The organism is Lautropia dentalis (assembly GCF_003892345.1).
Classification (GTDB): Bacteria; Pseudomonadota; Gammaproteobacteria; order Burkholderiales; family Burkholderiaceae_E; genus Lautropia; species Lautropia dentalis.
The window spans coordinates 24,349-49,235 of record NZ_RRUE01000001.1; the positions used below are offsets into that span (position 1 = coordinate 24,349).

19 protein-coding genes are annotated in these 24,887 nt (G+C 66.6%); 12 read left to right on the plus strand and 7 right to left on the minus strand.

What is annotated here, in order from left to right:
* Positions 1 to 57 precede the first annotated feature (57 nt).
* The 3 genes from EHV23_RS00105 to EHV23_RS00115 all read left to right on the plus strand — a co-directional run bounded on the left by EHV23_RS00105 (position 58) and on the right by EHV23_RS00115 (position 6,242).
* The gene (locus EHV23_RS00105; RefSeq protein WP_125094156.1) at positions 58 to 1,824 is read left to right on the plus strand and encodes a proline--tRNA ligase; all 1,767 of its coding nucleotides are present in this window, start codon (positions 58 to 60) and stop codon (positions 1,822 to 1,824) included.
* A 167-nt stretch (positions 1,825 to 1,991) separates the two neighbouring features.
* Positions 1,992 to 2,702 (plus strand): lytic transglycosylase domain-containing protein, encoded by a 711-nt coding sequence (locus tag EHV23_RS00110; RefSeq protein ID WP_420813019.1) that lies wholly within the window; start codon positions 1,992 to 1,994, stop codon positions 2,700 to 2,702.
* Between the two features lie 342 nt (positions 2,703 to 3,044).
* A complete protein-coding gene (locus EHV23_RS00115; protein WP_158615754.1) occupies positions 3,045 to 6,242 on the plus strand; it encodes an EAL domain-containing protein in 3,198 nt (1,065 codons plus the stop codon).
* Between the two features lie 117 nt (positions 6,243 to 6,359).
* On the opposite strand, the gene EHV23_RS00120 is transcribed toward EHV23_RS00115, so the two are convergent.
* The gene (locus tag EHV23_RS00120) at positions 6,360 to 7,250 is read right to left on the minus strand and encodes a pseudouridine synthase (protein WP_125094158.1); all 891 of its coding nucleotides are present in this window, start codon (positions 7,248 to 7,250) and stop codon (positions 6,360 to 6,362) included.
* A 62-nt stretch (positions 7,251 to 7,312) separates the two neighbouring features.
* Between EHV23_RS00120 and EHV23_RS00125 the strand changes: the two genes are divergently transcribed.
* Together EHV23_RS00125 and EHV23_RS00130 are read left to right on the plus strand one after the other, a co-directional pair.
* The gene (locus tag EHV23_RS00125) at positions 7,313 to 7,600 is read left to right on the plus strand and encodes a type II toxin-antitoxin system RelB/DinJ family antitoxin (RefSeq protein ID WP_125094160.1); all 288 of its coding nucleotides are present in this window, start codon (positions 7,313 to 7,315) and stop codon (positions 7,598 to 7,600) included.
* The gene (locus EHV23_RS00130; RefSeq protein ID WP_125094161.1) at positions 7,587 to 7,868 is read left to right on the plus strand and encodes a type II toxin-antitoxin system YafQ family toxin; all 282 of its coding nucleotides are present in this window, start codon (positions 7,587 to 7,589) and stop codon (positions 7,866 to 7,868) included. Before EHV23_RS00125 ends, EHV23_RS00130 begins: the two co-directional genes overlap by 14 nt.
* Positions 7,869 to 7,993: 125 nt before the next feature.
* On the opposite strand, the gene EHV23_RS16305 is transcribed toward EHV23_RS00130, so the two are convergent.
* From EHV23_RS16305 to ffh, 4 genes are all read right to left on the minus strand, one after another.
* A complete protein-coding gene (locus tag EHV23_RS16305; RefSeq protein WP_148098586.1) occupies positions 7,994 to 8,407 on the minus strand; it encodes a ComEA family DNA-binding protein in 414 nt (137 codons plus the stop codon).
* A gap of 213 nt (positions 8,408 to 8,620) precedes the next feature.
* A complete protein-coding gene (locus EHV23_RS00140) occupies positions 8,621 to 9,262 on the minus strand; it encodes an alpha-ketoglutarate-dependent dioxygenase AlkB family protein (protein ID WP_125094163.1) in 642 nt (213 codons plus the stop codon).
* A gap of 723 nt (positions 9,263 to 9,985) precedes the next feature.
* On the minus strand, positions 9,986 to 10,831 hold the full coding sequence (locus EHV23_RS00145) for a beta-1,6-N-acetylglucosaminyltransferase (protein WP_125094164.1): 846 nt from the start codon (positions 10,829 to 10,831) through the stop codon (positions 9,986 to 9,988).
* A gap of 371 nt (positions 10,832 to 11,202) precedes the next feature.
* Positions 11,203 to 12,585: a signal recognition particle protein gene (gene ffh, locus EHV23_RS00150; RefSeq protein ID WP_125094165.1), complete on the minus strand. Its 1,383-nt coding sequence runs from the start codon at positions 12,583 to 12,585 to the stop codon at positions 11,203 to 11,205.
* Between the two features lie 500 nt (positions 12,586 to 13,085).
* Between ffh and EHV23_RS00155 the strand changes: the two genes are divergently transcribed.
* The 7 genes from EHV23_RS00155 (at position 13,086) to EHV23_RS00185 (ending at position 21,460) form a co-directional block, all read left to right on the plus strand.
* Entirely contained in the window at positions 13,086 to 13,904 is an 819-nt protein-coding gene (locus EHV23_RS00155) for a cytochrome C assembly family protein (RefSeq protein WP_125094167.1), read from the plus strand.
* Positions 13,905 to 14,117: 213 nt separating this feature from the next.
* Positions 14,118 to 14,450 carry a PP0621 family protein gene (locus EHV23_RS00160; protein WP_125094169.1) on the plus strand — a complete coding sequence of 111 codons (333 nt, stop codon included), beginning with the start codon at positions 14,118 to 14,120 and terminating at the stop codon, positions 14,448 to 14,450.
* A gap of 219 nt (positions 14,451 to 14,669) precedes the next feature.
* A complete protein-coding gene (locus tag EHV23_RS00165) occupies positions 14,670 to 16,466 on the plus strand; it encodes a sensor histidine kinase (protein ID WP_125094171.1) in 1,797 nt (598 codons plus the stop codon).
* A gap of 41 nt (positions 16,467 to 16,507) precedes the next feature.
* On the plus strand, positions 16,508 to 18,025 hold the full coding sequence (locus tag EHV23_RS00170; protein WP_125094172.1) for a sigma-54-dependent transcriptional regulator: 1,518 nt from the start codon (positions 16,508 to 16,510) through the stop codon (positions 18,023 to 18,025).
* A 28-nt stretch (positions 18,026 to 18,053) separates the two neighbouring features.
* Complete coding sequence (gene ampD, locus EHV23_RS00175; protein WP_125094173.1) at positions 18,054 to 18,665, plus strand: 1,6-anhydro-N-acetylmuramyl-L-alanine amidase AmpD; 612 nt, start codon at positions 18,054 to 18,056, stop codon at positions 18,663 to 18,665.
* Positions 18,666 to 19,172: 507 nt separating this feature from the next.
* Positions 19,173 to 20,669: a hypothetical protein gene (locus EHV23_RS00180; protein ID WP_125094174.1), complete on the plus strand. Its 1,497-nt coding sequence runs from the start codon at positions 19,173 to 19,175 to the stop codon at positions 20,667 to 20,669.
* Between the two features lie 215 nt (positions 20,670 to 20,884).
* Complete coding sequence (locus EHV23_RS00185) at positions 20,885 to 21,460, plus strand: YggT family protein (protein ID WP_158615755.1); 576 nt, start codon at positions 20,885 to 20,887, stop codon at positions 21,458 to 21,460.
* 55 nt (positions 21,461 to 21,515) lie between these two features.
* Here the strand turns inward: EHV23_RS00185 and EHV23_RS00190 are convergent, their stop codons facing one another.
* Together EHV23_RS00190 and EHV23_RS00195 are read right to left on the minus strand one after the other, a co-directional pair.
* Entirely contained in the window at positions 21,516 to 22,463 is a 948-nt protein-coding gene (locus tag EHV23_RS00190) for a carbohydrate kinase family protein (protein WP_125094177.1), read from the minus strand.
* Positions 22,464 to 22,674: 211 nt separating this feature from the next.
* Positions 22,675 to 24,804 carry a zinc-ribbon and DUF3426 domain-containing protein gene (locus EHV23_RS00195; RefSeq protein WP_125094179.1) on the minus strand — a complete coding sequence of 710 codons (2,130 nt, stop codon included), beginning with the start codon at positions 24,802 to 24,804 and terminating at the stop codon, positions 22,675 to 22,677.
* Between the last annotated feature and the right edge of the window lie 83 nt (positions 24,805 to 24,887).

Sequence of the window (24,887 nt, forward strand, 5' to 3'; positions counted from 1 at the left end):
GCGGTGCGTACAGCCGCGTTCTTCTCTAGAATTGTGCCCATTATATAGAGCGAACCCATGAAAGCCACCGCACTGCACCTGCCCACCTTCAAGGAAGCCCCCGCCGATGCCGAGGTGATCAGCCACAAGCTGATGACGCGCGCCGGCATGATCCGCAAACTGGCCGGCGGCATCTACACGTACATGCCGCTGGGGCTGCGCGTCATTCGCCGCATCGAGGCCATCATCCGCGAGGAGATGGACGCTGCCGGTGCCATCGAGCTGCTGATGCCGGTGGTCCAGCCGGCCGAGCTGTGGATGGAATCCGGCCGCTGGGAAGAGTACGGCCCCGAGCTGATGCGGGTGAAGGACCGGCACGAGCGCGAGTTCGTCATCCAGCCCACGTCGGAAGAGGTGATCACCGATCTGGCGCGGCAGGATCTGCGCAGCTACCGCCAGCTGCCGAAGAACTTCTACCACATCCAGACCAAGTTCCGGGACGAGCGTCGGCCGCGCTTCGGCATCATGCGCGGCCGCGAGTTCACCATGAAGGACGCCTATTCCTTCGACCGCAATCCCGAGGCGGCACTGGCCAGTTACCAGAAGATGTTCGACACCTATATTCGTATCTTCGACCGGCTGGGGCTGGACTATCGGGCCGTGGCGGCCGATACGGGCTCGATTGGCGGCTCGGCCAGCCACGAGTTCCAGGTGATTGCCGACACCGGTGAGGATGCGCTGATTTACAGCACCGGTTCCGACTATGCGGCCAACATCGAGCTGGCCGAGGCGGTGCCGCTGCTGGCCACCCGCATGGCGCCCACCCAGCCGCTCACGAAAACCGCTACCCCCGGCCAGGCACGCTGCGAGGACGTGGCGGCCTACCTGAAGCTGCCGCTGGACCGGACGCTGAAATCCATCGTGCTCAGTACGGAAAAACCGGGTGCCGACGGCCAGACCGAGGTGACGGTGTGGCTGCTGCTGCTGCGCGGCGACCACGAGATGAACGAGGTGAAGGTGGGCAAGGTGCCGGGGCTGAAGGGCTTTCGCTTTGCGACCGAGGCCGAGATTCTGGAACATTTCGGTTCGAAGCCCGGCTATCTGGGGCCGGTGGGCATGAAAAAGCCGGTGCGCATCGTGGCCGACCGCACGGTGGCCAACATGAGCGACTTCGTCTGCGGCGCCAATGAGGCCGACTATCACTATACCGGCGTGAACTGGGGGCGCGACCTGCCCGAGCCGGCGGCCGAGGGCGAGATCGCCGATGTGATGGTGGCCGATATCCGCAACGTGCAGGCCGGTGATCCGTCGCCGGACGGCAAGGGTACGCTGGCCATCCAGCGCGGCATCGAGGTGGGGCACGTGTTCTTCCTCGGCACCAAGTATTCCGAGGCGATGAATGCCACCTTCGTCGACGAGGATGGCCAGTCGAAGCCGCTGCAGATGGGCTGCTACGGCATTGGCGTGACCCGTCTGCTGGGCGCGGCCATCGAGCAGAACCACGACGAGAAGGGCATCATCTGGCCGGCGGCCATTGCGCCGTTCGAGGTGGTGGTGTGCCCGATGGGGCTGGAGCGCTCCGAAAGCGTGCGCGAGGCGGTGGACAGCCTGGCCGCGCAGCTGGAGGCGGCCGGCATCCGCCATGTGGTGGATGATCGCAACGAGCGCCCGGGCGTGATGTTTGCCGACTGGGAACTGATCGGCGTGCCACTGCGCATCACCGTGGGCGACCGGGGCCTGAAGGAAGGGCTGCTGGAACTCACCGTGCGTCGCGGGCTGGAAACCCGCAAGCTGCCCCCGGCCGAAGTGCTGGCCGAGGTGCAGAAACTGCTGCCGACGCTTTGAACAGGTATCGTTCGCCGGCGCACGGGCCGGGGCGGGATATGCCGGGTACGGACGTGCAGGGCGGAGATGGACACGGCCAGGCTGTTCAGCCGCCTTTTGCTGCCGATGGCCCTGAAGGCCGCACGGATCCCGTCGTTGCAGCAGCCCGCCGCTGGCTGCTGGCCGTCATGCTCCGACTGCGGGGCGCCATGCCGAAGCGGGGGGCTGCCACACCGAAATGGAGAGCTGCCACACCGGCCGGCCCTGCGCTGCTGCGCGCCGGCGGCATAGCCGTGGTCATGCTCGCCCTGTATGGGGCACCCGTCCGTTCCGCCCACGCCGGTGCCCAGCAGTACGAGGTGCTGGCCGATGGCGTGCGTCTGGCGCTGTCGCGCGCCATCGGTGCGCCTCTGGATACCGAACCGCTGTGGGACTCCCCCCTGCAGAAAATCGAATGGCTCACCCAGATGTCCGACCGGCTGCCGCGTCGTGCGATGCCGGATTTCGAGACGCGCCAGAACTTCCTGCGCACCGTGCGCTACGAGGCGCAGCGCGCGGGACTGGAACCCGAGCTGGTGCTGGGGTTGATCCAGGTGGAGAGTGGTTTTCGGCAATATGCCATTTCGAAGGTGGGCGCGCGTGGCTTCATGCAGGTGATGCCGTTCTGGACGCGTGTGCTGGGTAACGGCGATGCCGATACGCTGTTTCAGCCCCATGTCAATATCCGCTATGGCTGCAGCATCCTGCGCCACTATCTGGACATGGAAAACGGCAACCTGTTCATGGCACTGGGCCGCTACAACGGCAGCCGCGGCCAGTCGGCCTATCCCGACGCCGTGTTTGCCGCCTGGAAGCGCTGGCGCTTCCAGCCCGGGGCATTGCCGGCTGGCGGCAAATAGCACTTTTCCTGCGGCCTGCCGCTCATCTGCCGGTGCCGGGTGGTCGGTGTCGGGTGGTCGGTGGCTCCCCTCCCTGCACGCGTCCCATCTTTATGGATGTATCTCCATGTGCTTTTAATATTTAATAATGTAACGAAAAACGTGCGTTTTCGTGAAACAGCTTTACAGGTGTTGTGACCACCCATCGTGTCGTATTTGCGACACAACCGACCGTTCGTCGGCCGCCAGACCCCGCAGATGACCGCTCGTCGGCCGGCTGGACGGCAGGCGGGGGCCGTTCGTCGGTGGCGACTATCCTTTCAGCTGACGAAGTGCCCTCCTGTGCACTTCCGGAGAGGGAACGTGACACAACAACCCGTCAACAAGCAGCGCTTCGGGGCCCGCCAGCTGGCAGGCTGGGTGCTGCTGTTGATTGCGTTTTCGTACATGGTCTGGATGTTTGCCTACCCCATGGCATATTCCCGGCCCGAGCAGGTTCTCTCCTACAAGATTCTCGCCTCGTCGAAGAACTTCAACGAACTCTCCAGCGTACTGGGCTCGCTGCGCGAGCAGTCGCCGGGCATCAGTCTGGGCAGCAGCAATTCTTCCCGCCTCAAGACGCTGTGGGTGCTGGCGCGCATTCCGGCCGATACGGTCGAGCGCACCCGCGTGCTGCATCTGGCCAACCGCTCGATCCTCAAGGGGGATGCGGTCATTCTGGACGAGTTCGGCCAGACGCTGCTGTACTCGCATTTCAACAACGAGCAGGAGCCGGTGGCCGCCAGTCGTGCGCTGCCCGGCTACGCCATCACGCTGCCCGAGCTGCCCCTGCCGCTGCCGGCCGGGCACCGCCGTTTTTCCGGGGAGCATGACCTGACGCTGGTGCTGCGGCTGGAGCTGTCCAGCGCCGCGCCCACGCTGGCGCTGAATCTGTGGGATGGCGAGCGCTTCGTGGAAGCGCAGCGCCAGATCGAGGCGCAGGGCACCATGCTGGGCAGCATTCTGGTGCTGCTGGGGCTGACGGCCTTCGTGGCCGGCCAGCTGATGCACATCCGGGTGGTACGGCTGCTGGCCTACTGGCTGGGGGGGCGGGCGCTCTATCTGCTGTCGGCCGGGGGCTATCTGCAGTACTGGCTGGGCCCGTCGGCCTCCAGCATGCTGGGCACGGGGCTGGAGCAGATGGCGCAGATGTCCTTCCCCTGCGCCTGCGCGGCCCTGATGTGGGGGCTGATGGAGTCGCGGCTGGCGGGGCACCGTTTCGGGACCTGGCTGCATGCCATGTCGGTTCTGACGGTGTTTGCGCTGATCGTCTCGGGCCTGCTGCCGCCGGAAATCTTCCAGACCCTACTGTATGTGGTGGGGGCGGCCATCATCGCCACCGTGACCGGGCTGACCGTGGTCAACCTGGGGCACCGGGTGTCGCTGATGTCCATCTGGTATCTGTGCACCCCGATTCTGGACGGTCTGGCGGCGCTCAACACGCTGCTGTATCTGCTGGGCTTCCTGAAGGCGCCGCTGCCCTGGCTGGACCTGCAGTCCACCACGCTGCTGGCGGTGATGAACGCCTCCACCGCCGTGATCGGCTATCTGGCGGCCGAGCGTTCGCGCCAGCTGCGCACGCAGGCGGCCACCATGGATGCGCTGGGACGCTATCAGGCCACCTACCAGACCATTCCCATCGGGTTGCTGTCGTTCGACCGGTCCAGCAACATCGAACGCTACAACGAGGTGGCGGTACGGCTGTTCAACGTGCCGGCCGGTGGCATCGAGCGCCGGGTCAGCACGGCTTCCGGCGCCCAGGTAGGGCACGATACCGCCGCGCTGGACCGCGTGCACGTCGATACCCTGACTGCGCTCAACGCAACCTTCCCGGCCGAACTTGCCGACCGCATCCGGCAGGAACTGGACAACTTCGAGGAAGCCGACTTCGTCTGGCGCCTGGAACAGCCCACCGGTCACAGCTGGCTGCGCGTGCAGGCCCAGAAGACCGGCAGCGGCCACGATGTGAGCCTGACCGACATCACGGCGCTGAAACAGGCCGAGCATGATCTGGTGCACGAATCCCAGCACGACAAGCTCACGGGCGCCCTGAACCGGCACGGTCTGGAGATGCGTCTGGAGACGCTGCTGCAGAACCCTGCGCAGCTGGCGCAGGTGGCGCTCTGCTATGTGGATCTGGACCGCTTCAAGGTGCTCAACGACGTGTTCGGCCACCAGGCGGGCGATGCCGTGCTGATCGACGTGGTGCGCCGCCTGCGCAGCCGGCTGGGCAGCCATGTGGAAATCGCCCGGATGGGGGGGGACGAGTTTGCGCTGCTCTTCAACAGCAACGATCCCCCGCACCGCTATCAGGCCGAGCGGGCGCTGGACGCCATTGCCGGCCGTCCGTTCTCGATCCCGCCCAAGCGCTTCGCCGTTACCGCCAGTGTGGGGGTCAGCCCCGCCGTGCCCGGCCAGCGCGCCCACCAGCTGATCGACAGTGCCGACAACGCCTGCCGCGAGGCCAAGCGCAAGGGCCGCAACCAGGTGGTGCTGTTCGAGGAAGGTGACTTCAACAGCGACACCGAGCGTCATCAGGTGGAGCTGGACGTACTGGACCGCCTGCGCAAGACCAAGGAATTCCGCGACTTCGAGCTGGCCATCCAGCCCGTGGTGGGCCTGGGCGACGGCAACCGGCTGGGCGGCGAGATCCTGCTGCGCCACCGCACCCCCGATGGCAGCCTGCGCTCGCCGGCCGGCCTGATCGAGGCCGCCATCTACCGGGGCGAAATGGCCACCATCGACCGCTGGGTGCTGGTCGAGACGCTGCGCTGGCTCAGCCAGAACGAGCGGGCCTTCCGGGCGCTGGACTTCATCTCGCTGAACCTGTCGGCCGAGGCGCTCAGCGACGAGGCCTTCAAGACGCACCTGGTGGGCCAGGTGCGGCGCTTCCAGCACGTGGCACCCAAGCTGGTCATCGAGATCAACGAAGCCGTGGCCATGCAGGACGGCTACATGATGAAGCGCCTGATCGGCACGCTGCGCCAGCTGGGCGTGCGGGCCGCGCTGGACAATGTGGGGGCGGGCTTTCTGAACCTGTCGGCCATCAGTGAAATGGGCGTGTCCTACCTGAAGGTCGATGGTGCCTTCACCGAATCGCTGACCCGGCAGGGCAGTGGCCAGGCCGTCCTGCGCACGCTGACCGTGCTGGCCCATGAGCTGGGGATTGCCAGCGTGGCCAAGTCGGTGCAGAGCGAGCTGGTGCTGCCGGCCCTGGAGGGCATGGGCGTGGACTATGGACAGGGGCAGGCCCTGGGCAGCCCGATGCCGCTGGCCGAGTTCGAGAAAATGGCGGGCATCGGGGCCGGCATCGAGCCGCCCGTGCGTGCCGATGCCGCAAGCGCCTCACGCGCCGATGCCGAAACGGCGCTGCGTACCGGTGCCCTGGTGCCGCCGCTGGCGGTCGATCATGCCACGGCGGTCCAGAGCGTCCAGGGGGCCATGGCAGCGCAGACCGCTCAGACCGTGCGTCCGTCGCGGATGCCGGGGGATGTTCCGGCGGTACGCCCTTCGCTGGGGTGAGGTGCGGCGCAGGGCCTGTTCCGCCTTCATCGTGTTGTGGTGTGGCTATCGTGTGAGGCGTGGCTATCCTGGGGCTTTCAGCAGCCGAATGCAGGGACGGCCTGACCTGCCGGGCGCTCAGAAATCTTCGTCGGCCCGCAGATAGCGCCACTGCCCCGGTGGCAGCTGTCCCAGCGTCACCCGGCCCATGCGGATGCGCTTGAGCCCCGTGACCGTCAGCCCCACCAGCTCGCACATCCGGCGGATCTGCCGGTGCCTGCCCTCCTGCAGCACGAAACGCAGCTGCTCCGGGTTCTGCCAGCTCACCTGGGCCGGCTTCAGGGCCTTGCCGTCCAGCGAGAGCCCGTGCCGCAGCAGCTGCAGCCTTTCGCGCGGGAAGGCCGCTTCCACCTCGCGCTCGATGCGCCCGTAACGCACCCGTACCAGATATTCCTTGGTGGCTTCGGCATCTTCACCGATCAGCTGGCGGGCCACTCGCCCGTCCTGCGTGAGTACCAGCAGCCCCACCGAATCGATGTCCAGCCGGCCCGCGGCGGCCAGTCCGCGCAGGTGGGCGCGGTCGAAACGCCGGCCGCTGGTATCGCCCTGCCACTGGTTTTCCGGGCGGATCAGCGTCACCGCAGGCCGGTAGCCATCCTCGGCCTGGCCACTCACATAGCCCACCGGCTTGTGGAGCAGGATGGTCACCCGCCCGGCCTGCTGCTGCGTGGCGGCGCGCTTCACTTCCACCCGGTCGCCCGGCAGCACCTTCTGGCCCATCACCACCGGTTTGCCGTTGATGTGCACCCAGCCGCGACTGATCCAGTCATCGGCCTCGCGTCGCGAACACACGCCCGTGCGGGCCAGGTATTTGTTGAGCCGCTCGCCTTCGGGCGGGATGGGGGTATTGCCGGTGGCCGGGTGGGAGGGCTGCGTCTGCTGGCCATGCCGGCTAGGGGCACGGGATGTCCGTTCGATGCGCGAATCAGGGGAACGCCGTTGGGCGGGTGTGGGTTTCAGGGGAGGCATGGGTATGCTGGTGGATTCACTTGTAGTACACTGTACGCCATATTCTTGAATGGGAGATTGTCATGGCAAAAATCCAGGCCCGGATTCCCGATGATGTTCAGAATGTAGCATCCGCGGTGATCGAAGCCACCGGATTGACGGTATCGGACGCCGTGCGCATGTTCATGACCAGGATCGCCATGGACCGCGCGCTGCCGCTGGATCTGTTTCAGCCCAGTCCTGAAACCGTCCAGGCGATCCAGGATGCCAGGGCGGGGAGAATGACCCGGACCTCACTGGAAGGTATTCGTGCCCTGCTCAGGGAGGATGAGGACGAGACCGTTTCCCGGCTGGAAGATGCGGGAAATTGAATACTCTGGCCAGTTCCGGCGTGATCTCAAGCGGGAGCGCAAAGGCGCCCATGGCAGCACGCTGGAAGCCGATCTCATGCCTGCGCTGGAGGCATTGGCCAATGATGAAAAGCTGCCTTTCCGGATGAGGGATCATGCGCTGACAGGCAACTGGCGCGGCTGTCGTGACTGTCACATACGGCCTGATCTGGTGCTGATCTATCAGAAACCGGATTCAGAGCGTCTGTTGCTGCTGCGGATTGGTTCCCATGCCGAATTGCGGCTCTGAGAGTGCGTCATGGGTTCGATTTTCACCGTGCAGGCCCAGCCATGTGCTGACAAGGTGCCATGTGCAGGCAAGGCTGTCAGCTCATCATGATCCGGAGCCTGCCCGGAGGCCTCTTTGACCGCCGCTCAGCGCTGATGCGCGATCACGCGATCCTTGATCTTGTCGTACACGCTGGCCGGGATGATCTTTTTCGTTTTCAGGTCATCCTTGCCCGTGTAGGGGCGGCCCTTGACGATGGCCTTCGCACGCGCCTCGCCGATGCCGGGCAGCTGTGCCAGTTCGGATTCGGAAGCACTGTTCAGGTCCAGCTTGCCGGTGATGCCTGCCTTGCTAGCGTCCGTGGTGGACTGGGTCTTGCCGGAAACGGCGCTGGCCTTGCCGGAGACCTTGTCCTTCATTTTTTCGCCGGCGTGCTTCATCGAATCCTTCGCGCCCGAGAGCAGCTCACCCTTGTCGGCGGCCTGGGCCGGGGCGGTGAAGGCCAGTGTCAGCGCGGCCAGCACGCCCAGTGCGGCCAGCGAGGATTTTGGATGTTTCATGGTGTCTTCCCTGGGAAGCGTAGAACGGAAGCAAAGGTTACCAAATTGTTGCAATGTTCTGCGGCAATGCCACCATCATTCACAATGCGTGAAGCCGGTGCCTGTCATGGCAACCAGCCTTGCGGGGCCGGGGCCGGGTCGGGGCTGGGTCGGGGCTGGGTCGGGGCCGTGGTCGTGGTCTGAGCGGGGGACCTGAGCGGGGGGCGGGCGGGCTCATCCGTTGCGGATCAGCCGGAACGTCAGGTTCACCCGGGGGGCGGTGACGCGGGCGCTCTTCATCAGGGCATGCTGCCAGTGGGTCTGGGTTTCTCCGCGCATGACGATCAGCTGCCCATGGCCCAGCCACATCTCGACCTTCTCCCGCGTACGCCGGTGCCGGAAGACGAACTTGCGGGTGGCGCCGAAGCTTACCGAGGCAATGGTGTTGCCCGGTCCCAGCTCGCGTTCGTCATCACTGTGCCAGGCCATGCCCTGCGTGCCGTCTTCATAGCGGTTGAGCAGGCAGGCGTTGAAGGGGACGCCCAGCCGCTGCACCACGCGGTCGCGCAGCGCCCGCAGGGGATCGGCCCACGCCTGCGCCCGGTGGTCCACGCCCGAATAGCGGTAGTTGAAGGCCTCGTCGCCGTACCAGGCTATCTGCCGCGCGGTGACGATGGTTTTGCCGTACAGGCGGATCTGGTCATGCTGCCAGGGCACATGGTCCAGCAGCCAGGCCAGCAGGGCGTCGGCTTCGGCAGCAAACACCGCACCATGATCATTGACGATGCCATCGTACGGCAGCAGGTTGCGTGCCGGATCGGTCGTGGTGGTGTCGGCGGCGCTGTTGCCGAAGAGGGGGAGGGTGGCAGGCGTCATGACAGGCAGCGGGTATGGGGTGCGCACAGTACACGGGCCAGTGTACGGGATTGCGTACGGGGTGCTGTGCACGGGGTGGTGTACTGGGTGCTGTGTACGGGGCTGCCGCGGCACGGGCATGTGCCGGACCGGTGGCACAGCGGACATGACATGACCTGCGTCAAGGGTATTAGGGTTGCCCCCAATGGCGAGGGCGTCCATAAAGGATAAGAATATGTTTCATGCGGTTTTGCCACGGGGGAGCTGGAGACACCCCCGGTGGCAGTGTGAGGAGACCCGGCTGCCCCCTAACGCACCAAACCGGCCGGACACAGATAACGTACCGCAGAATGAAAAAAGCCCGCACGGATAAGCGTGCGGGCTAATCCACCAAAGGAGGAGGTGGAGGAGACAGTTTCATTATAGGTATCAGCCGGTAGCATTGCAAGCCCTCAGAGGGCTTTTTTGTTCAAATATAGTTGCGCAACGCCAATTTTTGATACATGACAGATACAAAAGGCCCGGACCACGCCTTGTGACCCGGGCCTTTTGCCCGTATGCGGGGCTTTTGTTCGTGTTTGCCTGGCGGGGTACCCGCTCCCGGGTGTACCGCAGCCGGATGAATGAATCATGCGCCCGGCAGGGGCGCGGTACCGGGTGGCACTGCCCGGGATGGTCCGGCGTGGTGCCCCTGCCCGGGCACCCTGACCAGGCAGCAGGCTCCATGACCAGGCAGCAGGCACCCTACCCGAGCACCCGGTCCTGCAGCAGGTTCAGCACACGGTCGTCGACGCGGTTGTCGAACTTGCGGGCAAACAGGTGTTCGGACTTCAGCAGCCGGGCCTGGTCGGCCATGGTGAGCACGCGCGGGTGCGATCCGCCTCCACTCCAGTCCTCGTCGTGCATCATGTGGTTGTGCATCGAGTCGGCGAAGGGCGAATTGCTGATGAAGCTGTGTACCAGCACTTCTTCCGGCCGGTAGCCGTGCCGCAGTGTCTTGACCCACAGCGGCAGCTGGGGCGATTCGATCAGGTGCTGGCAGAAGGCCCGGCTCAGGGCCATGTAGGGGCGGCCGCCCACGTAGCGGCTGTGGCCCAGATGGGTTTTCCAGCGGTTCCACCGCACGCGGGGCAGGGTGACGCCGCGTTTCATGAAGGGGGGTTCGACGCGCACGCGCTGCACGCGGGCATAGGGGTCGTCCCAGGTGGCGACCGGGTCCACCACGTTCATGATGTTGCGGTCACGGTGGGCCGTCATCCAGGCGCGGATTTCCTTCTGCGACTTCAGCGGGAAGTCCTGTCCGCTGAGGGTGACCAGCATCTCCCACGGTTCGGGGCGGGCCAGCAGCATGCGGATGCCGTCCAGCCGGGCCTGCATCAGGCTCCACGACGCCCAGCGCAGATCCCGCGGTGGCGCGATGATCACGTTGGCGTGGCGGCGGGTGACGGCCTGCAGGGCGGGCTCGTTGCCGCTCAGCCCCTTGCTGTCGGGGATGACCAGATAGAGATTGTCGGGATGCTGGATGCAGTAGAGCATCTGGGCCAGTTGCTCTGGCAGTTGATGCGCAATGATCAGGTAGGCAAGACGCATGGCACGGATTCCGGGGAGGAGGGCGCTCGCCGGCCCGAAGGCTGGCTTGGTGGAGGCCTGTACGCCGCGGTGAGGGCGGCTTGTTTTAGGGTGGAACGGAGGTTCCCGTGCAGTACGGGAACCCCCAGCGCCGGCCTCTCTATGATGCGGCCAGTCATGGGGGCACCACGGCTGCAGGGGGATTAGACCGCAATTATGTGTCTTTGCTACGACAATTTGTAACTTCTAGGGCGCAACGGTTGCCCGGAACCGTGGTGTGGCTGGTACGGATGTATTTTTCCAGCCCATGAAAAAAGGGGATGCAGGCATCCCCCATTGATCGTTGCGTCGTTATGGTGTAACGGCAGCCTGTTTTTGCGCCAGGCTGTGCTTCAGCCCCCCATGCCCGGCATGCCGCCGCCGCCCATCAGGCCCTTCATGCCCTTCATGGCGCGCATCATTTTGGCCAGGCCGCCCTTCTGCATCTTCTTCATGACCGACTGCATCTGCGAGAACTGGTTGAGCAGCCGGTTGACCTCGTGCACGGCCACGCCGGCGCCGGTGGCGATGCGGCGCTTGCGGGCGGCCTTGATCAGCTCGGGCTTGTGACGCTCGGCCGGCGTCATGGCGTGGATGATGCCCTGCATGCGGCGCATGTCGCGCTCGGCCTTGTCCATGTCCTGCGCGGTGGCCTTGCCCTGGATTTCGGCGGGCATCTTCTCCATCAGCGAGCTGAGGCCGCCCAGCTTCTTCATCTGGCTGATCTGCGCCAGGAAGTCGTTCAGATCGAAGCCGGCACCACTCTTGAACTTGCTGGCCAGTTCGGCGGCGGCCTCGTGGTCCACATTGGCCTGTGCCTGCTCGACCAGGGCGACGATGTCGCCCATGCCGAGGATGCGGTTGGCCATGCGGTCCGGGTGGAACACATCCAGCCCGGTGAGCTTCTCGCCCACGCCTACGAACTTGATCGGCTTGCCGGTGATGGCCTTGACCGACAGCGCGGCACCGCCACGGGAGTCACCGTCGAGCTTGGTGAGCACCACGCCGGTCAGCGGCAGCGTTTCGCTGAACGCCTTCGCGGTGTTGACGGCATCCTGACCCTGCATGGCATCGACGACGAACAGCGTCTCGACTGGATTCAGGGTGTCGTGCAGCAGGCGGATCTCGTCCATCATGGCCTGGTCGATGCCCAGCCGGCCGGCCGTGTCGACGATCAGCACGTCGTGGTAGTGGTTCTTCGCCCATTCCACCGCCGCGCGGGCGATGTCGGTGGGCTTCTGGTCGGGCTGCGACGGGAAGAAGTCCACGCCGGCCTGACCGGCCACGGTGCGCAGCTGCTCGATGGCGGCCGGGCGGTACACGTCGCACGACACCACCAGCACCTTCTTCCTGCGGTTTTCGGTGAGCCATTTGCCGATCTTGCCCACCGTGGTGGTCTTGCCGGCGCCCTGCAGGCCGGCCATCAGGATGATGGCGGGCGGCTTGCTGGCCAGATCCAGTTCGGCCGTCTCGCCGCCGATCAGGTCGATCAGCGCGTTGTGCACGATGCCCACCAGCGCCTGTCCGGGGCTGAGCGACTGCAGCACTTCCTGGCCCAGCGCCTTTTCCTTGACCTGGGCGATGAAATCGCGCACCACCGGCAGGGCCACATCGGCCTCCAGCAGAGCGATGCGGATTTCGCGCAGCATTTCCTGCGTGTTGGTTTCGGTGAGGCGGGCCTCGCCGCGCATGGTCTTGACGATGCGCGCCAGGCGCTGGGACAGACTGTCGAACATGGGCTATGCGGCCGGGGGCCGTTCAGAGGGACGTGGCAAAGGGAAAGGTGCAGAAATGGCTGCCGTGCCGCGGTGCGCCGCCCGTGTGCGGGGCGCTGCGCTGCCCGTACATGCCGGGAGCAACCTCGACATGCGGCCCAGCCCCGACAGCCGGGAGCCGTACCGGAAAGACCATGTCGCTGGCGGCTCCGACGATGCAGTGCCCGCCCCCGATACGCGGGAGCCGCACCGGACAGGCCGGCGCCGGGTACGCGGCGGAATCCGTGTGGCAGGAAACACAATAGCGGAACCGCCCGGCGCCCCGCAAGGGCTGCCTGCGCGGCCATTCCCCGGATGCTTTCCTTGTGCCGGGCTTTCCAAGGTAAACTGCGGCAGTGGGCATTGTACTGATTCTCCTCTTCGTGGCGGTTGGGCTTTACGCACTGGTCTTCTGGCGCGCTCTGATACATGACGCGCAGAACAGGGCGCGCAGCGCCCATGCCGCGCGGTCTGCGCATGCCATGCCGTCCGCATCGCCTGCCCCATCTGCTTCGCCTGCACCGGCCCCCGCGCGATCCCCGGCTGCATCGCCCGGGGGCGGACGCCGCCGCGATCCACTGCTGGGGGCTGCCCTGCTGGCACACATGGCGGTGCTGCTCTGGCCCTGGCACGAAGATGTCTTCCATTTCGGCTTTGCCTACCTGCTGTCGGCCACCGTCTGGATTGCGCTGGTGCTCATCTGGCTCGAAAGCCGGCACATGGTCATCGGCCGCCTGCCCGTGCTGCTGGCGCCGCTGGCCATGGTCGTGGTGGTGCTGCCGCAGTTCTTTCCCGGGGCCGGTTTTCCGCTGCACCAGCAGGCGCCGTTCTTCGTGCCGCATCTGGTCATCGGTACGCTCGCCTATGGCGTGGTGTTTCTGGCCGCACTGCAGGCCCTGCTGATGGCGGCGGCCGAACACCGGCTGCATCCGCGCCGGCAGGAGCGCCCCGGTCCGCTCACCGCACTGCTCGCGCGTGGCCATCAGGCGCTGCCGCCCCTCATGGTGCTCGAGCGCATGCTCTTCAGGGTGATCAGCGTGGCCTTCGTGCTGCTGCTGCTCACCACGGTCAGCGGCAACGTGTTCAGCGAGGAAATCTTCGGCCGCCCGCTCACCTTCAATCACAAGACGGTGTTTTCGCTGGTGGCCACCGTGTTCTTCGGGCTGCTGCTGCTGGGGCGGCGCCTGTGGGGCTGGCGGGGCCGGCTGGCCATCCGGCTCACGCTGGGGGGCTTCATCCTGCTGCTGCTGTCCTACGTGGGCAGCCGCTTCGTGCTGGAAGTGATCCTCAACCGGATCTAGCGCGTGTCATGGATGCATTCATGATGCCTCGTGGCACAGGGAAACCCTGCAAAAGTCTGCGAGCGTTTTTGACCCAGGATCGCCCGGTCATGGAGGCCAGCGTGTCGCAGGACTTTTGCAGAGGCTTCCGGGGCCGGGGCCAGCACAGGGACGAAGGGTCCATGACACGGCCATCGGCCATGACGCTCATCATTTCGACGGTTTGCCATCATCGTGGGTAAATTCTTTTTCTGGACGCTGGTCGTCTGCCTCATCGTCATGTTTCTGCGCCGCCAGGGGGCGCTGGCCCGCGCACGTCGCGAGATGCAGCAGCGGCCTGCCGGTACGGCCGGGCCTGGCGGTTTTGCCGGCAGGGCAGGTTCCGCCCGTGGCAACAGTGCGGATGATCTGGCCACCTCGCAGAACCCCGACGTGATGATGTCGTGCGCGGTCTGCGGCGTGCACCTGCCGGCCTCCGAAGCCATCTTCGCGCACGGACACGTGTTCTGCTGCGAGGAACACCTGGCGCAGGGGCGCAACCTGCGCGCCGGCCAGCGTCTCGAATGACGTGGCATCCCCCCGGTCTGGTGACTGCATGACACATCTGCGGCATGCTGCGCGGAATTGGCCATGGCCGGCCCATTCGCGGTCTGGTGACTGCATGTCATATCCGTGGCATGGCACCCGCCCGGCACAGGTTATCCGCCCCACACGGGTTATATACCCTGCATCGCCGGCGAGGGACATGCAGGCGACCGGCTCAATGTCTTTTCGTGCAGGACTGACGTGGCACTGACTCCCCAGGACCTGCCGCTGCAGCAGGCCAGCACCTTCTGGACTTCGCTCCGCTATCTGGCCGACGGGCGTTTCATCATCGCCCTGCTGCTGCTCATCTACATTCCCGTGCTGGGGCCCGACACCACGTCCGCGCAGCCCTTCCAGCGCAGCCTCTTCATCAGCCTCACCGCGTTCTACATGGGCTTTGCGGTGCTGTGCTCCGTGGCCGTGCGCCGGGTGCGGCGCGGATTTTCCTTCCAGCTGTTCACGCAGGTCACGATCGATGTGCTGGTGCTGGGACTGATCGTCTATGCCAGCAACGGCCGCAGTGGTCTGGGAGCGCTGCTGATCACGCCGGTGGCGGGGGTGGCCATCCTGTCGCACACCATGCCGGCACTGGGCGTGGCGGCGGCCGCATCGATGATCCTGCTGGGCGAGACCACGCTGCGCATCCTGCAGCGCCACGAAATGGGGGCCGCGTCCATCGGCAACGAACTGATGGTGGCGGCTTTCATCAGTGCCACGCTGTTCTTCACGGCGCTGGTGATCAGCCGGCTCGCCCGGCGCCTGGCCATGCAGGAGCGGCTGGCCATCCGTCGCGGTGAAGACCTGCGCAACCAGCGGGCCATTCATGCGCTGGTGGTGGCCGAGCTGGACCAGGGCGTGATCGTGTTCGACCCGCGCGGGGTGCCGCGCGACATGAATCCGCGCGCGCGCCGCATGCTCAACCTGCCTTCGGGCACGCCGGTGTCGCAGGCCGATCCGCAGACCCTCGATGCCCTGCGCCAGCTGCTGGCCTCGCCGGCCAATGTGGCCGACCTGCAGATCCGCCGCCGGGGGGAGAGCACCCGGCTGCGTGCCCGCGTGCTGACGGGGGGGAACATCCCCATCGACGAGCTTGGTGAGACGCCATACTATACGGATGCCGATAACGGCCAGGGCGGCCGACCCCTGCTGGACCGCGTGGTGCTGCTCGAAGACCTCAAGCGCATCGAGGACCAGGCCCAGCAGCTCAAGCTGGCGTCGATGGGGCGGCTGTCGGCGTCCATCGCCCACGAAATCCGCAACCCGCTGGCCGCCATCCGCCATGCCGGGGCGCTGCTGGGTGAACAGGCCGACCTGCACGGCAGCTCCGCCCAGAAGCGCCTGACCGACATCATCGAAAAAAGCACGCTGCGCATCGACCGCATCGTCGAGGATGTCCTGTCCATGGCCCGCCGGGGGGCGATGCGCGAGGCGCTGGACCTGCCCGACTTCATGGCGCAGTTCATGCCGGAATTTCTGGCCAATGCTCAGGCCTCCGGCGCACAGACGGTGGCGCCGGAGGGCGAATCGCGCATCAGCCTGCGTTTCGACAGCACGGCGGCCTGTGCATTCGACCCGAACCACCTGCGTCAGGTGCTGGTGAACCTGCTGTCCAACGGGCTGCGCTATGCCTCGAACGCGCCGGGCGCCGTGCTGCTGCTCTGGACGCAGACGGCCGCCGGGGTGTCGCAGCTGTGGGTGCTCGACGACGGGCCGGGCATTGCCCCGGAGCGCCGCGTGCATCTGTTCGAACCTTTCTTCACCACCGAATCCCGTGGCACCGGCCTGGGCCTGCACCTGACGCAGGAACTGTGCACCGCCAACGGGGCTTCCATCCGCTACGAGGCGCCGCTGATGCTGCCGGCCGACATCCAGAGCCGTTACGGCGCAGGTTTTCTGATCACGCCTGCCCAGGGGGCCCTGACGGTGCAGACCCAGCGCGAGGACGAATGCGTCCATGACACGCGCCATGCATCCGGACAACCCGCCGGGGCCGCCTGAAGACCATCCGGTACCTGCCGATTTTTGGGAGAATGACAGCCATGAATACCGCTCCGGGAAATGCACGCCACCCGTCCGCCCGCCCGGCACGCGTGCTGGTGGTCGATGACGAGGAAAGCCTGCGCGAACTGCTGGAACTGACCCTGCAGGGCATGGGGCTGGATGTGGACGTGGCCGCGGATCTGGCCCAGGCCCGGGCACTGCTCGGGAACCATCGCTATTCGCTGTGCCTGACCGACATGCGTCTGCCCGACGGCAATGGACTGGATCTGGTGCGGCTGATCAATACCCAGTGGCGCGACACACCGGTGGCGGTGATCACTGCCTATGCCAGCGCCGAAAATGCGGTGGCCGCCCTGAAGGCCGGTGCCTTCGATTATCTGAACAAACCGGTGGGACTGGATGCGCTGCGCACGCTGGTGCGCTCGGCCCTCAAATCCCTCGATGCACCGGCCGGTCGCCAGAGTGCCACCCCGGCCGCCGCACCGGTGTCCAGCGCCCGCACGCAGCTGCTGGGCACGTCGCCGGCCATCGATGCGGTGCGCGTGTCCATTGCCCACATGGCACGCAGCATGGCACCGGTGCATGTGACGGGCGAATCCGGTTCCGGCAAGGAGCTGGCGGCGCGCCTCATTCACCAGCTCAGCGGCCGGGCCGAAGGGCCGTTCATTGCGGTCAACTGTGGTGCCATTCCCGAAAACCTGATGGAGTCGGAATTCTTCGGTTACCGCAAGGGTGCATTCACCGGGGCCGATGCCGACCGGATCGGTTTCTTCATGGCGGCCAACGGGGGCACGCTGTTTCTCGATGAGGTGGCCGACCTGCCGCTGGCCATGCAGGTCAAGCTGCTGCGGGCCATTCAGGAAAAACGCATCCGCAAGGTGGGGGCCGTGGCCGAAGAGGCGGTGGATGTGCGCATCGTCAGCGCCACCCACCAGAATCTGGCACAGTGCGTGACGCAGGGCCGTTTCCGGCAGGACCTTTTCTATCGTCTGAACGTGATCGAGCTGCGCATGCCCGCGCTGCGCGAGCGGCAGGAGGACGTGGGCATTCTGTCGGATGCCATTCTGCAGCGTCTGGCAGCGCGTGCCGGCCTGCAGGCGGTGCCGCAGCTTTCCAGCATGGCGCTGCGCTACCTGCAGGGCTATCCGTTTCCCGGCAACGTGCGTGAGCTGGAAAACATTCTGGAGCGCGCCCTGGCGTTTTCCGATGGCCGCGTGATCAACGTCGAGGATCTGGGCCTGCGTCCGGCCGTGTCGGCGGAAGAAGAACGCGAACCTGCACTGCCCGACGAAACCGCTGGCCGTCCGGTCATGGACGGGGTGCACGGCACGGGAATGCCCGGGCGGGGCGCAGAGGATGCGTCCGGTGTGGCGGGACAGGGCTGGCGCATGGTCGATGGCATCCCCAGCTCGCTGCCCGATTATCTCGACCAGATGGAACGCGATGCCATCATGGCGGCACTGGAACGCACGGGGCACAATCGCACGGCCGCCGCGCGGCTGCTGGGCATCACGTTCCGCGCATTGCGCTACCGGCTGCAGCGGCTGGGCATGTGAACAATGGGCGGATGGGAGGTGGCACACCATGAATGATCAGGACCATATCCAGTATCGGGATGGTGTCCCACCGCACTGCCCGGCGCCCTGGCTGCCCGGCATGCGCATCATCGACAGTCCCAATTTCGATGAACGTCCGCCCGGCACGGTCATCGATACGGTGATCCTGCACTACATCAGCCTGCCGCCCGAACATTTCTCGGGGGATGCCGTTGCCCGCCTCTTTACCAACAGCCTGGATGCATCGGCCCATCCCGGTTTTGCGGGGCTGGAAGGCTTGAGGGTGTCGTCGCACTTTTTCCTGCGCCGCCATGGCGGACTGGTGCAGTTCGTTCCCCCCGAAAAACGGGCGTGGCATGCAGGTGTATCCCGCCTGCTGGATCGTGAGCGCTGCAACGACTTCTCCATCGGTATCGAACTGGAGGGCAGCAGCCACCGCCCGTTCACCGACACACAATACCGCCGCCTGCAGCAGCTGCTGGCGCGGCTGTTTGCTGCCTGGCCCATCCGGTACATTGCCGGGCACAGCGACGTGGCACCCGGCCGCAAGGAAGATCCCGGGCCTTATTTTGAATGGCCGCGCCTGCAATCCGTGCTGGACGCGCACGGGGTGGTGCGCCCATTTGGGGATGCCCCCTGACGTTTCCGGTCATGTACTGCCGGGGGTGTGCAGGCGGGACGGGCGACATCAGGTGGTGTGAAACCTGGGGGTAATTGAGGATATTCGGGGGATTTTTTGGGGTTCGGGCTGCAAAATGCCCCGGAAGTGCCCCCGAAGTTCGTGGATAACATTGCAATATACATATTGCTCACGTTATGATCGGGCCATTCTGCTTTCCCGGACGGCTCTGCCTGACGTGGACAATCTCCCGGCAGGACTTTTCCGGCCAGGAAAGCGTGACCACTTCGGGGGCGGTCGTCGCCCCCTTCACGCTAGGGACCCTCTGCAAAAGTCTGCGAGCACTTTGAGCCCAGGATCGGGATGAGCCAGAAGGCGCCATTTGTCGGCAATAGCAGGGCTATTGGCGACAAATGGCAACGCACTGGATCGCCCGAGCATGGGAATCAAAGTGCCGCAGGACTTTTGCAGAGGGTCCCTGGATCGGCCAATTGGCATGACCTGTCATTCCTGTTCGAGGAGCTTCTGATGGCAACAACCACCCGCAAGACGGCGGTGGCGAAAAAAACCGTCGGCCGCAAGCCGGCAACCCGAGGCAGCAAGGCTGCAGCAGATTCTGTCACCCGTCGTGCCACCACGGCCCGCGCTGCTGCAACCACCAGCCGCGCTGCAGCCGCCCCTGCCGCTTCGACCACACGGGGGCGCCGCAAGGCCGCAGAAGCCGTTGCCGAACCGGTGCGCCGCACCCGCAAGACAGCCGCCGAACCCGAGGTAGCCGCTGCACCCAAACGCCGTGGCCGTCCGCCGAAGGCCGAGACACTGGCAGCCCGTGCTGCTGCCGCCACTGCGGCCACGCCGGCCCGTCGTGGTCGCAAACCCAAGGCCGAGGTAGAAGCTGCAGCCGCTGCCCCGGCACGCCGCGGTCGCAAGCCGAAGGTGGAAGTGGAAGCCGTGGCCGAGGCGCCCAAACGCCGTGGCCGTCCGCCCAAGGCCGAGACACTGGCCGCCCGTGCTGCCGCCGCTGCTGCGGCCACGCCGGCCCGTCGTGGTCGCAAACCGAAGGCCGAGGTGGAAGCAGCAGCCGCTGCCCCGGCACGCCGCGGCCGCAAACCGAAGGTGGAAGTGGAAGCCGTGGTCGAGACGCCCAAACGCCGTGGCCGTCCGCCCAAGGCCGAGACGCTGGCAGCCCGTGCAGCCGCCGCCGCAGCGGCCACGCCGGCCCGTCGTGGTCGCAAACCGAAGGCCGAGGTGGAAGCAGCAGCCGCCACGGTGGCACGCCGCGGTCGCAAGCCGAAGGCCGAAGTGGAAGCCGTGGTCGAGGCGCCCAAACGCCGTGGCCGTCCGCCGAAGGCAGAGACACTGGCAGCCCGTGCAGCCGCTGCCGCTACGCCGGCCCGTCGTGGCCGCAAACCGAAGGCCGAGGTGGAAGCAGCAGCCACTGCACCGGCCCGTCGCGGTCGCAAGCCGAAGGTGGATGTGGAAGCCGTGGCCGAAGCGCCCAAACGCCGTGGCCGTCCGCCGAAGGCCGAGACACTGGCAGCCCGCGCTGCCGCCGCTGCGGCCACGCCAGCCCGTCGTGGTCGCAAACCGAAGGCCGAAGTGGAAGCCGTGGCCGCAGCGCCCAAACGCCGTGGCCGTCCGCCCAAGGCCGAGGCGCCTGCCGTGCTCACCACCACGCCTGCGCGTCGTGGTCGCAAGGCGGCTGGTGCCGCGCCCGTGCTGACCACGTCGGCCACGCCCGCGCGCCGTGGCCGCAAGGCTGCTGCCGACGTGGAGGTGGCCGCGGCACCGAAGCGTCGCGGTCGCCCGCCCAAGGCGGAAACGCTGGCTGCCCAGGTCGCGGCCACGCCGGCACGTCGTGGCCGCAAGCCGAAGGCCGAGGTGGAAGCCGCGGCCGCCGCACCGAAGCGTCGTGGCCGTCCGCCCAAGGCCGAAACACAGGCAGCCGCCGCACCGGCACGCCGTGGCCGCGCCGCGGGCAGCGCCCAGGCCGCCTGGCCGTTTCCGACAGGGCGTCGTCCCTGATCTCCCTGCCGGTTGCACATCGTGGCACCGGCCCCCCCCCTGCAGCCGCCCGGGCGCTCGCGCGTTCTGGCGGCTGCAGGCATTTTGGGGCGTGATGCGGGGCCCGGATGGGCGAATGCGCCCATGCCACTCGTCAGGGGCACAGGGTGACGGGCGGCGCAGTGGTATGCTGCGGCCTGTCGTTTTCAACTGTCGATGTTTTTCGGGGGATCAAGATGCAGCCCATTCTCTGGATGCTGATTCAGACCGTCGCGTCGCTGGTGGCCAGTGTCTGCCTGCTGCGCGCCTATGCCAGATATCACGGCATGCATCCGCACGGCAATCCGCTGGTGGGGTTTGCCCATGCACTGAGCCAGTGGCTGGTTCTGCCACTGTCGCGGGTCGTCCGGCCATCGGGTCGCATCGACTGGCCCAGCCTGGCAGGGGCCGTGCTGATCGGGCTGGCCACGGCGCTGATGTTCTCTGCCCTCTGGGGGCTGGCGCTCAACCCGCTCTACATCCTGCTGGTGGGCGTGCTGTGGGTGGTACGCTGGGGGCTGTATCTGGCCATGATGCTGATCATCGCCTCGGCCGTGCTGTCGCTCATCAATCCGCAGGCGCCGCTGGCCTGGCCGCTGGCTGCGCTGACCTCGCCGCTGCTGCGTCCGTTTCGCCGTGTGGTGCCGCTGATGGGGCAGTTCGACCTGTCGCCGCTGGTGGCCCTGCTGGTCATTCAGGTGCTGCTGGTGCTGCTCGATCCCACGCTGGTGCTGAGCACGATGGGCGGGCTGGCACGCTATTCGGCCGGGTGAACCCGTGACCTGAACGTCACGGGTTCAGGTCAGTTTTGCAGGCGCGCGTGCTGCCTCACCACGGCTGTGCGCCGTAGGCGGCGGCGTAGCGGGCAGCGATGTCGCTGCGCGAGGGGCTGTGGTTCTGCGGCCCCGGCGATTCGATCTTGATGGCGCCCATCACGCTGCCCAGCTGGGCGGATTTTTTCCAGTCCCAGCCGCTGGACAGGCCATACAGCAGGCCGGCGCGGTAGGCGTCACCGCAACCGGTGGGATCGACCGTGGCGTTGATGGCCACCGGGGCGATTTGTTCGACCTTGCCATCGTGGTGCAGGCGCGAGCCGTCACCGCCCAGGGTGACGATCATCGTGCCGGCGGCTTCCAGCACCTCGGCCTCGGTCCAGCCGGTCTTGTTGCAGACCATGCCGAACTCGTAGTCGTTGACGGTGAGGGCGGTGGCCTGGCGGATCATCTTCTTCAGCTCGTCGCCGCCAAGGATGGGCAGCGACTGGCCCGGGTCGCAGATGAACGGGATGCCGGCCTTTTCGAACTGGTCGCAATGCTGCACGAAGGCATCATGGCCGTTGGGCGAGGCAATGCCCCACGACACCTCCTGGCGCGGGAAGGCGTCCACCCGGGCACGGTGCGCCTCGTTCATGGCGCCGGGGTGGAAGGCGGCGATCTGGTTGGCGGCCTTGTCGGTGGTCACGAAGGCCTGCGGCGTGAAGAATTCGGGCAGCACCAGCAGCTGACGGGTGTCGATGCCCATGGCCCCGAGCTGTTCGGCGTATTCGGCGCCGTCCTTGCCGACGGTGGCCAGGATGGCCGGCGTGCCGCCCAGCAGGCGCAGGTTGTAGGCGATGTTGGCCGCGCAGCCGCCGGATTCACGTTTCAGCTCGGGCGTCAGCATCGAGATGTTGATCTGGTGAACCCGCTCGGGCAGGATGTGATCCTTGAAATAGCCGTCGAACACCATGATGGTGTCGAAGGCGACGGAACCGCTGATCAGGACGTGCTGGGTCATGTGGGTACCTGCAGGGAAGGGCTGCGCACCGCAGCCGGTTGGAGAGGGAAAGACGAACGGGCCGGTTCATGAAGACCGGTCTGGCCACAGGCGCGCGTCCGGCCATGGCATACGGGCCAGGAGGGCGGCTGGATCATGAAGGTGTGCGCTTCCATGGTGGCATGGTCGGCTGTGCTGGCGGGCTGCCGGCACGCATTACCCGCCATGGGGGTCATGGATAGAACAGCGACACGGAGTAGCCCGCCAGGTTCAGGTCGCTGGTGTCGAGCATCAGGTCCAGGGGCTGTTCGCTGTTGGGGGCCATGCCCGCTGCCTGGTCGTGCCCGGCGGGCAGGTACTGGGCCGGCAGCAGCACCTTGCGCACCAGAATGGCGTTGGACGGGCCAGTGAGCGTCAGCTCCATGGCGGGCCAGCGCGTGGCGGTGCCACTGCGATTGCGCAGGATGGCCGTCATGCGGGTCTGACCGGTTTTCTGGGTATTGCGCAGCTCGAACGATTCGATCGACAGGGCCGAGAGGTTCATCGGCGGCTGGATGGTCTGGCCGGTGAGCAGGCTGATGGCCTGGACCACCGGACGCAGGAAGGGCACGGTGTAGCTGATTTCGGTGCGATACACCGCCACCAGCTGCACGGCGGCCAGCACGCCCAGCACGGCCATCACGATGCGGCGGCGCTTCGGGGTGAACCAGCCGGCCGATTCGGCCGATTCGTGCGTGTAACCGTCGTGCAGGCTGCCCAGGCTTTCGCGGGCGTGACTGCTGCTCCGGCGGCGACTGCGCCGGCTGCTGCCGTCCCTGCCACGCCGGCTGCGCGATGATTCCCGGCTGCTACTGCTGCTGCTGCTGCCGCCACCACGGGAGGTGTCGCCCTCCGGTGTGCCGTGGGCGGTACGCGCGGCGTGGTCGTGTGCCTGATCGTCGTCGGCGTTTTCGGCGTGACGCGGCTTGTGCTGGCGCCAGATGCGGTTGGCCTCGTCGACCAGCGCGCTGGTGGCCTGGGTGTCGGGATCCAGGTCGCTGTCTGCGGGCGGCTGGCTGTGGCCGCTGCGGTCGCTGCGCAGCGAGGCCGGCAGCTGGACGTTCCTGTCGTGCTCGTGACCGGGCAAGGGGGCCTCGTTGTCCGCCATGAAGAAGACGGTGTTCAGGCTGGTGTCGTCTTCCTGGGCATCGGGGCGGGTGGCGACGGCAGGGGCAGCCTCCGGGGCAGGCCCGGAGGCAGGCTCAGGTGCTGGCCCAGATGCTGGTTCAGGTGCCGGGCTGCGGCCCTTCATGAACCTGCTCCAGCGGCTCTGGCCGCGCGCGGACCTGTCCTTGTCCTTCCTGCTCCGGTTTCTGCCCTTGCTGCTGCCGGACGTGCCGCTGCCGGAGGGCGTCGTACCTTCGGTGGCCGCGGTGTCTTCGGTGTCTTCGGAGTCCGGGGTATCGCCGGAGCCTGCGGCGTCTTCGGAGCCCTCGGTGTCGCCGGCGTCCGGGGTGTGGCTGGAATCTGCGGTGTCTGCGGAATCTGTGCTGCTGCCGTCAGCAGCGGTTGCGGCTTCAGGTGCGTCGCCGGCGCCGGTTGCGTGGGGGGCCGGCGCGCTGGCAGGGGAGGCTGTGCCGTCGTCAACGGTGTCTTCAGCCTGGCTGGTGCCAGTGTCGGTGCCGCGGGTATCCTCCGTGCCGGTGCCGGTGCCGGTGCCGGTGGACGTGTGCGTACCGGTCGTCGTGCCGGTGGTTTCGCTGCTGCTGGCTGGAGCGCCATGAGGGGCCGGCGTGGGCTGTGCCGCGGCGGCCCTGTCTGTCTTGCCTTCCTTGCCGGTTGCGCGGGCGGCAGTGCCCTTGGTACCGGTGCTCCGGGAAGTGCCGGGGGCTTCCTCCGTGCCGGTGTCCGTGCCGGTGTCCGTGCCGGTGGAGGGCATGGTGAGGGATGGCCAGGGCTGCGCGACGGCACCGTCTTCGTCCACCTGGGCGGACGGCGTGGCGGCCGTTTCGGTGTTCCCCTGCTCGGAGGCGGCGATGAGCGTCTGCGTGACCGGGTCGGTGGTGTCGGAATCGAGCGGACCCGAACCGGGATGGGTGTCGGAGAAGGTCAGGCCGGCCGCCACGTCGTTGTAGCGGCTCTCGGGGGTACGGGGCTCCTCGGGCGCACCGGGTGCGGTGGACGGGCCGGTGGTGGTGTCCGGTGCGTGCTGGATCGTCGTCGGGTCGGAGTCATCGTCCTTGTCGACGTAGCGCAGGTGCTCGACGCCCGAGAACACGAACTGGCAGACGCCACAACGCACGAGGCCCCGGCGCAGCTTGAGCTGGTCGGGCACGACCTTGAAACTGGTCTTGCATTGCGGGCAGGTGGTTGCGAGCGCCATGACGCGATCTTGCCGTGGTGAGATATCGGGAAAAAACGACTATGTTAACGCCCGCGGACAGCTTTGGCTGTGACTGGTGTAAC

Bases quoted from the DNA above. Each gene is read 5' to 3' on its own strand.
- EHV23_RS00105 (WP_125094156.1), top strand. From the start codon at position 58: ATGAAAGCCACCGCACTGCACCTGCCCACCTTCAAGGAAGCCCCCGCC.
- EHV23_RS00110 (WP_420813019.1), top strand. From the start codon at position 1,992: ATGCTCCGACTGCGGGGCGCCATGCCGAAGCGGGGGGCTGCCACACCG.
- EHV23_RS00120 (WP_125094158.1), bottom strand. From the start codon at position 7,250: ATGCCTCCCCTGAAACCCACACCCGCCCAACGGCGTTCCCCTGATTCG.
- EHV23_RS00125 (WP_125094160.1), top strand. From the start codon at position 7,313: ATGGCAAAAATCCAGGCCCGGATTCCCGATGATGTTCAGAATGTAGCA.
- EHV23_RS00130 (WP_125094161.1), top strand. From the start codon at position 7,587: ATGCGGGAAATTGAATACTCTGGCCAGTTCCGGCGTGATCTCAAGCGG.
- EHV23_RS16305 (WP_148098586.1), bottom strand. From the start codon at position 8,407: ATGAAACATCCAAAATCCTCGCTGGCCGCACTGGGCGTGCTGGCCGCG.
- EHV23_RS00140 (WP_125094163.1), bottom strand. From the start codon at position 9,262: ATGACGCCTGCCACCCTCCCCCTCTTCGGCAACAGCGCCGCCGACACC.
- EHV23_RS00145 (WP_125094164.1), bottom strand. From the start codon at position 10,831: ATGCGTCTTGCCTACCTGATCATTGCGCATCAACTGCCAGAGCAACTG.
- ffh (WP_125094165.1), bottom strand. From the start codon at position 12,585: ATGTTCGACAGTCTGTCCCAGCGCCTGGCGCGCATCGTCAAGACCATG.
- EHV23_RS00155 (WP_125094167.1), top strand. From the start codon at position 13,086: ATGCCGTCCGCATCGCCTGCCCCATCTGCTTCGCCTGCACCGGCCCCC.
- EHV23_RS00170 (WP_125094172.1), top strand. From the start codon at position 16,508: ATGAATACCGCTCCGGGAAATGCACGCCACCCGTCCGCCCGCCCGGCA.
- ampD (WP_125094173.1), top strand. From the start codon at position 18,054: ATGAATGATCAGGACCATATCCAGTATCGGGATGGTGTCCCACCGCAC.
- EHV23_RS00180 (WP_125094174.1), top strand. From the start codon at position 19,173: ATGGCAACAACCACCCGCAAGACGGCGGTGGCGAAAAAAACCGTCGGC.
- EHV23_RS00185 (WP_158615755.1), top strand. From the start codon at position 20,885: ATGCAGCCCATTCTCTGGATGCTGATTCAGACCGTCGCGTCGCTGGTG.
- EHV23_RS00190 (WP_125094177.1), bottom strand. From the start codon at position 22,463: ATGACCCAGCACGTCCTGATCAGCGGTTCCGTCGCCTTCGACACCATC.
- EHV23_RS00195 (WP_125094179.1), bottom strand. From the start codon at position 24,804: ATGGCGCTCGCAACCACCTGCCCGCAATGCAAGACCAGTTTCAAGGTC.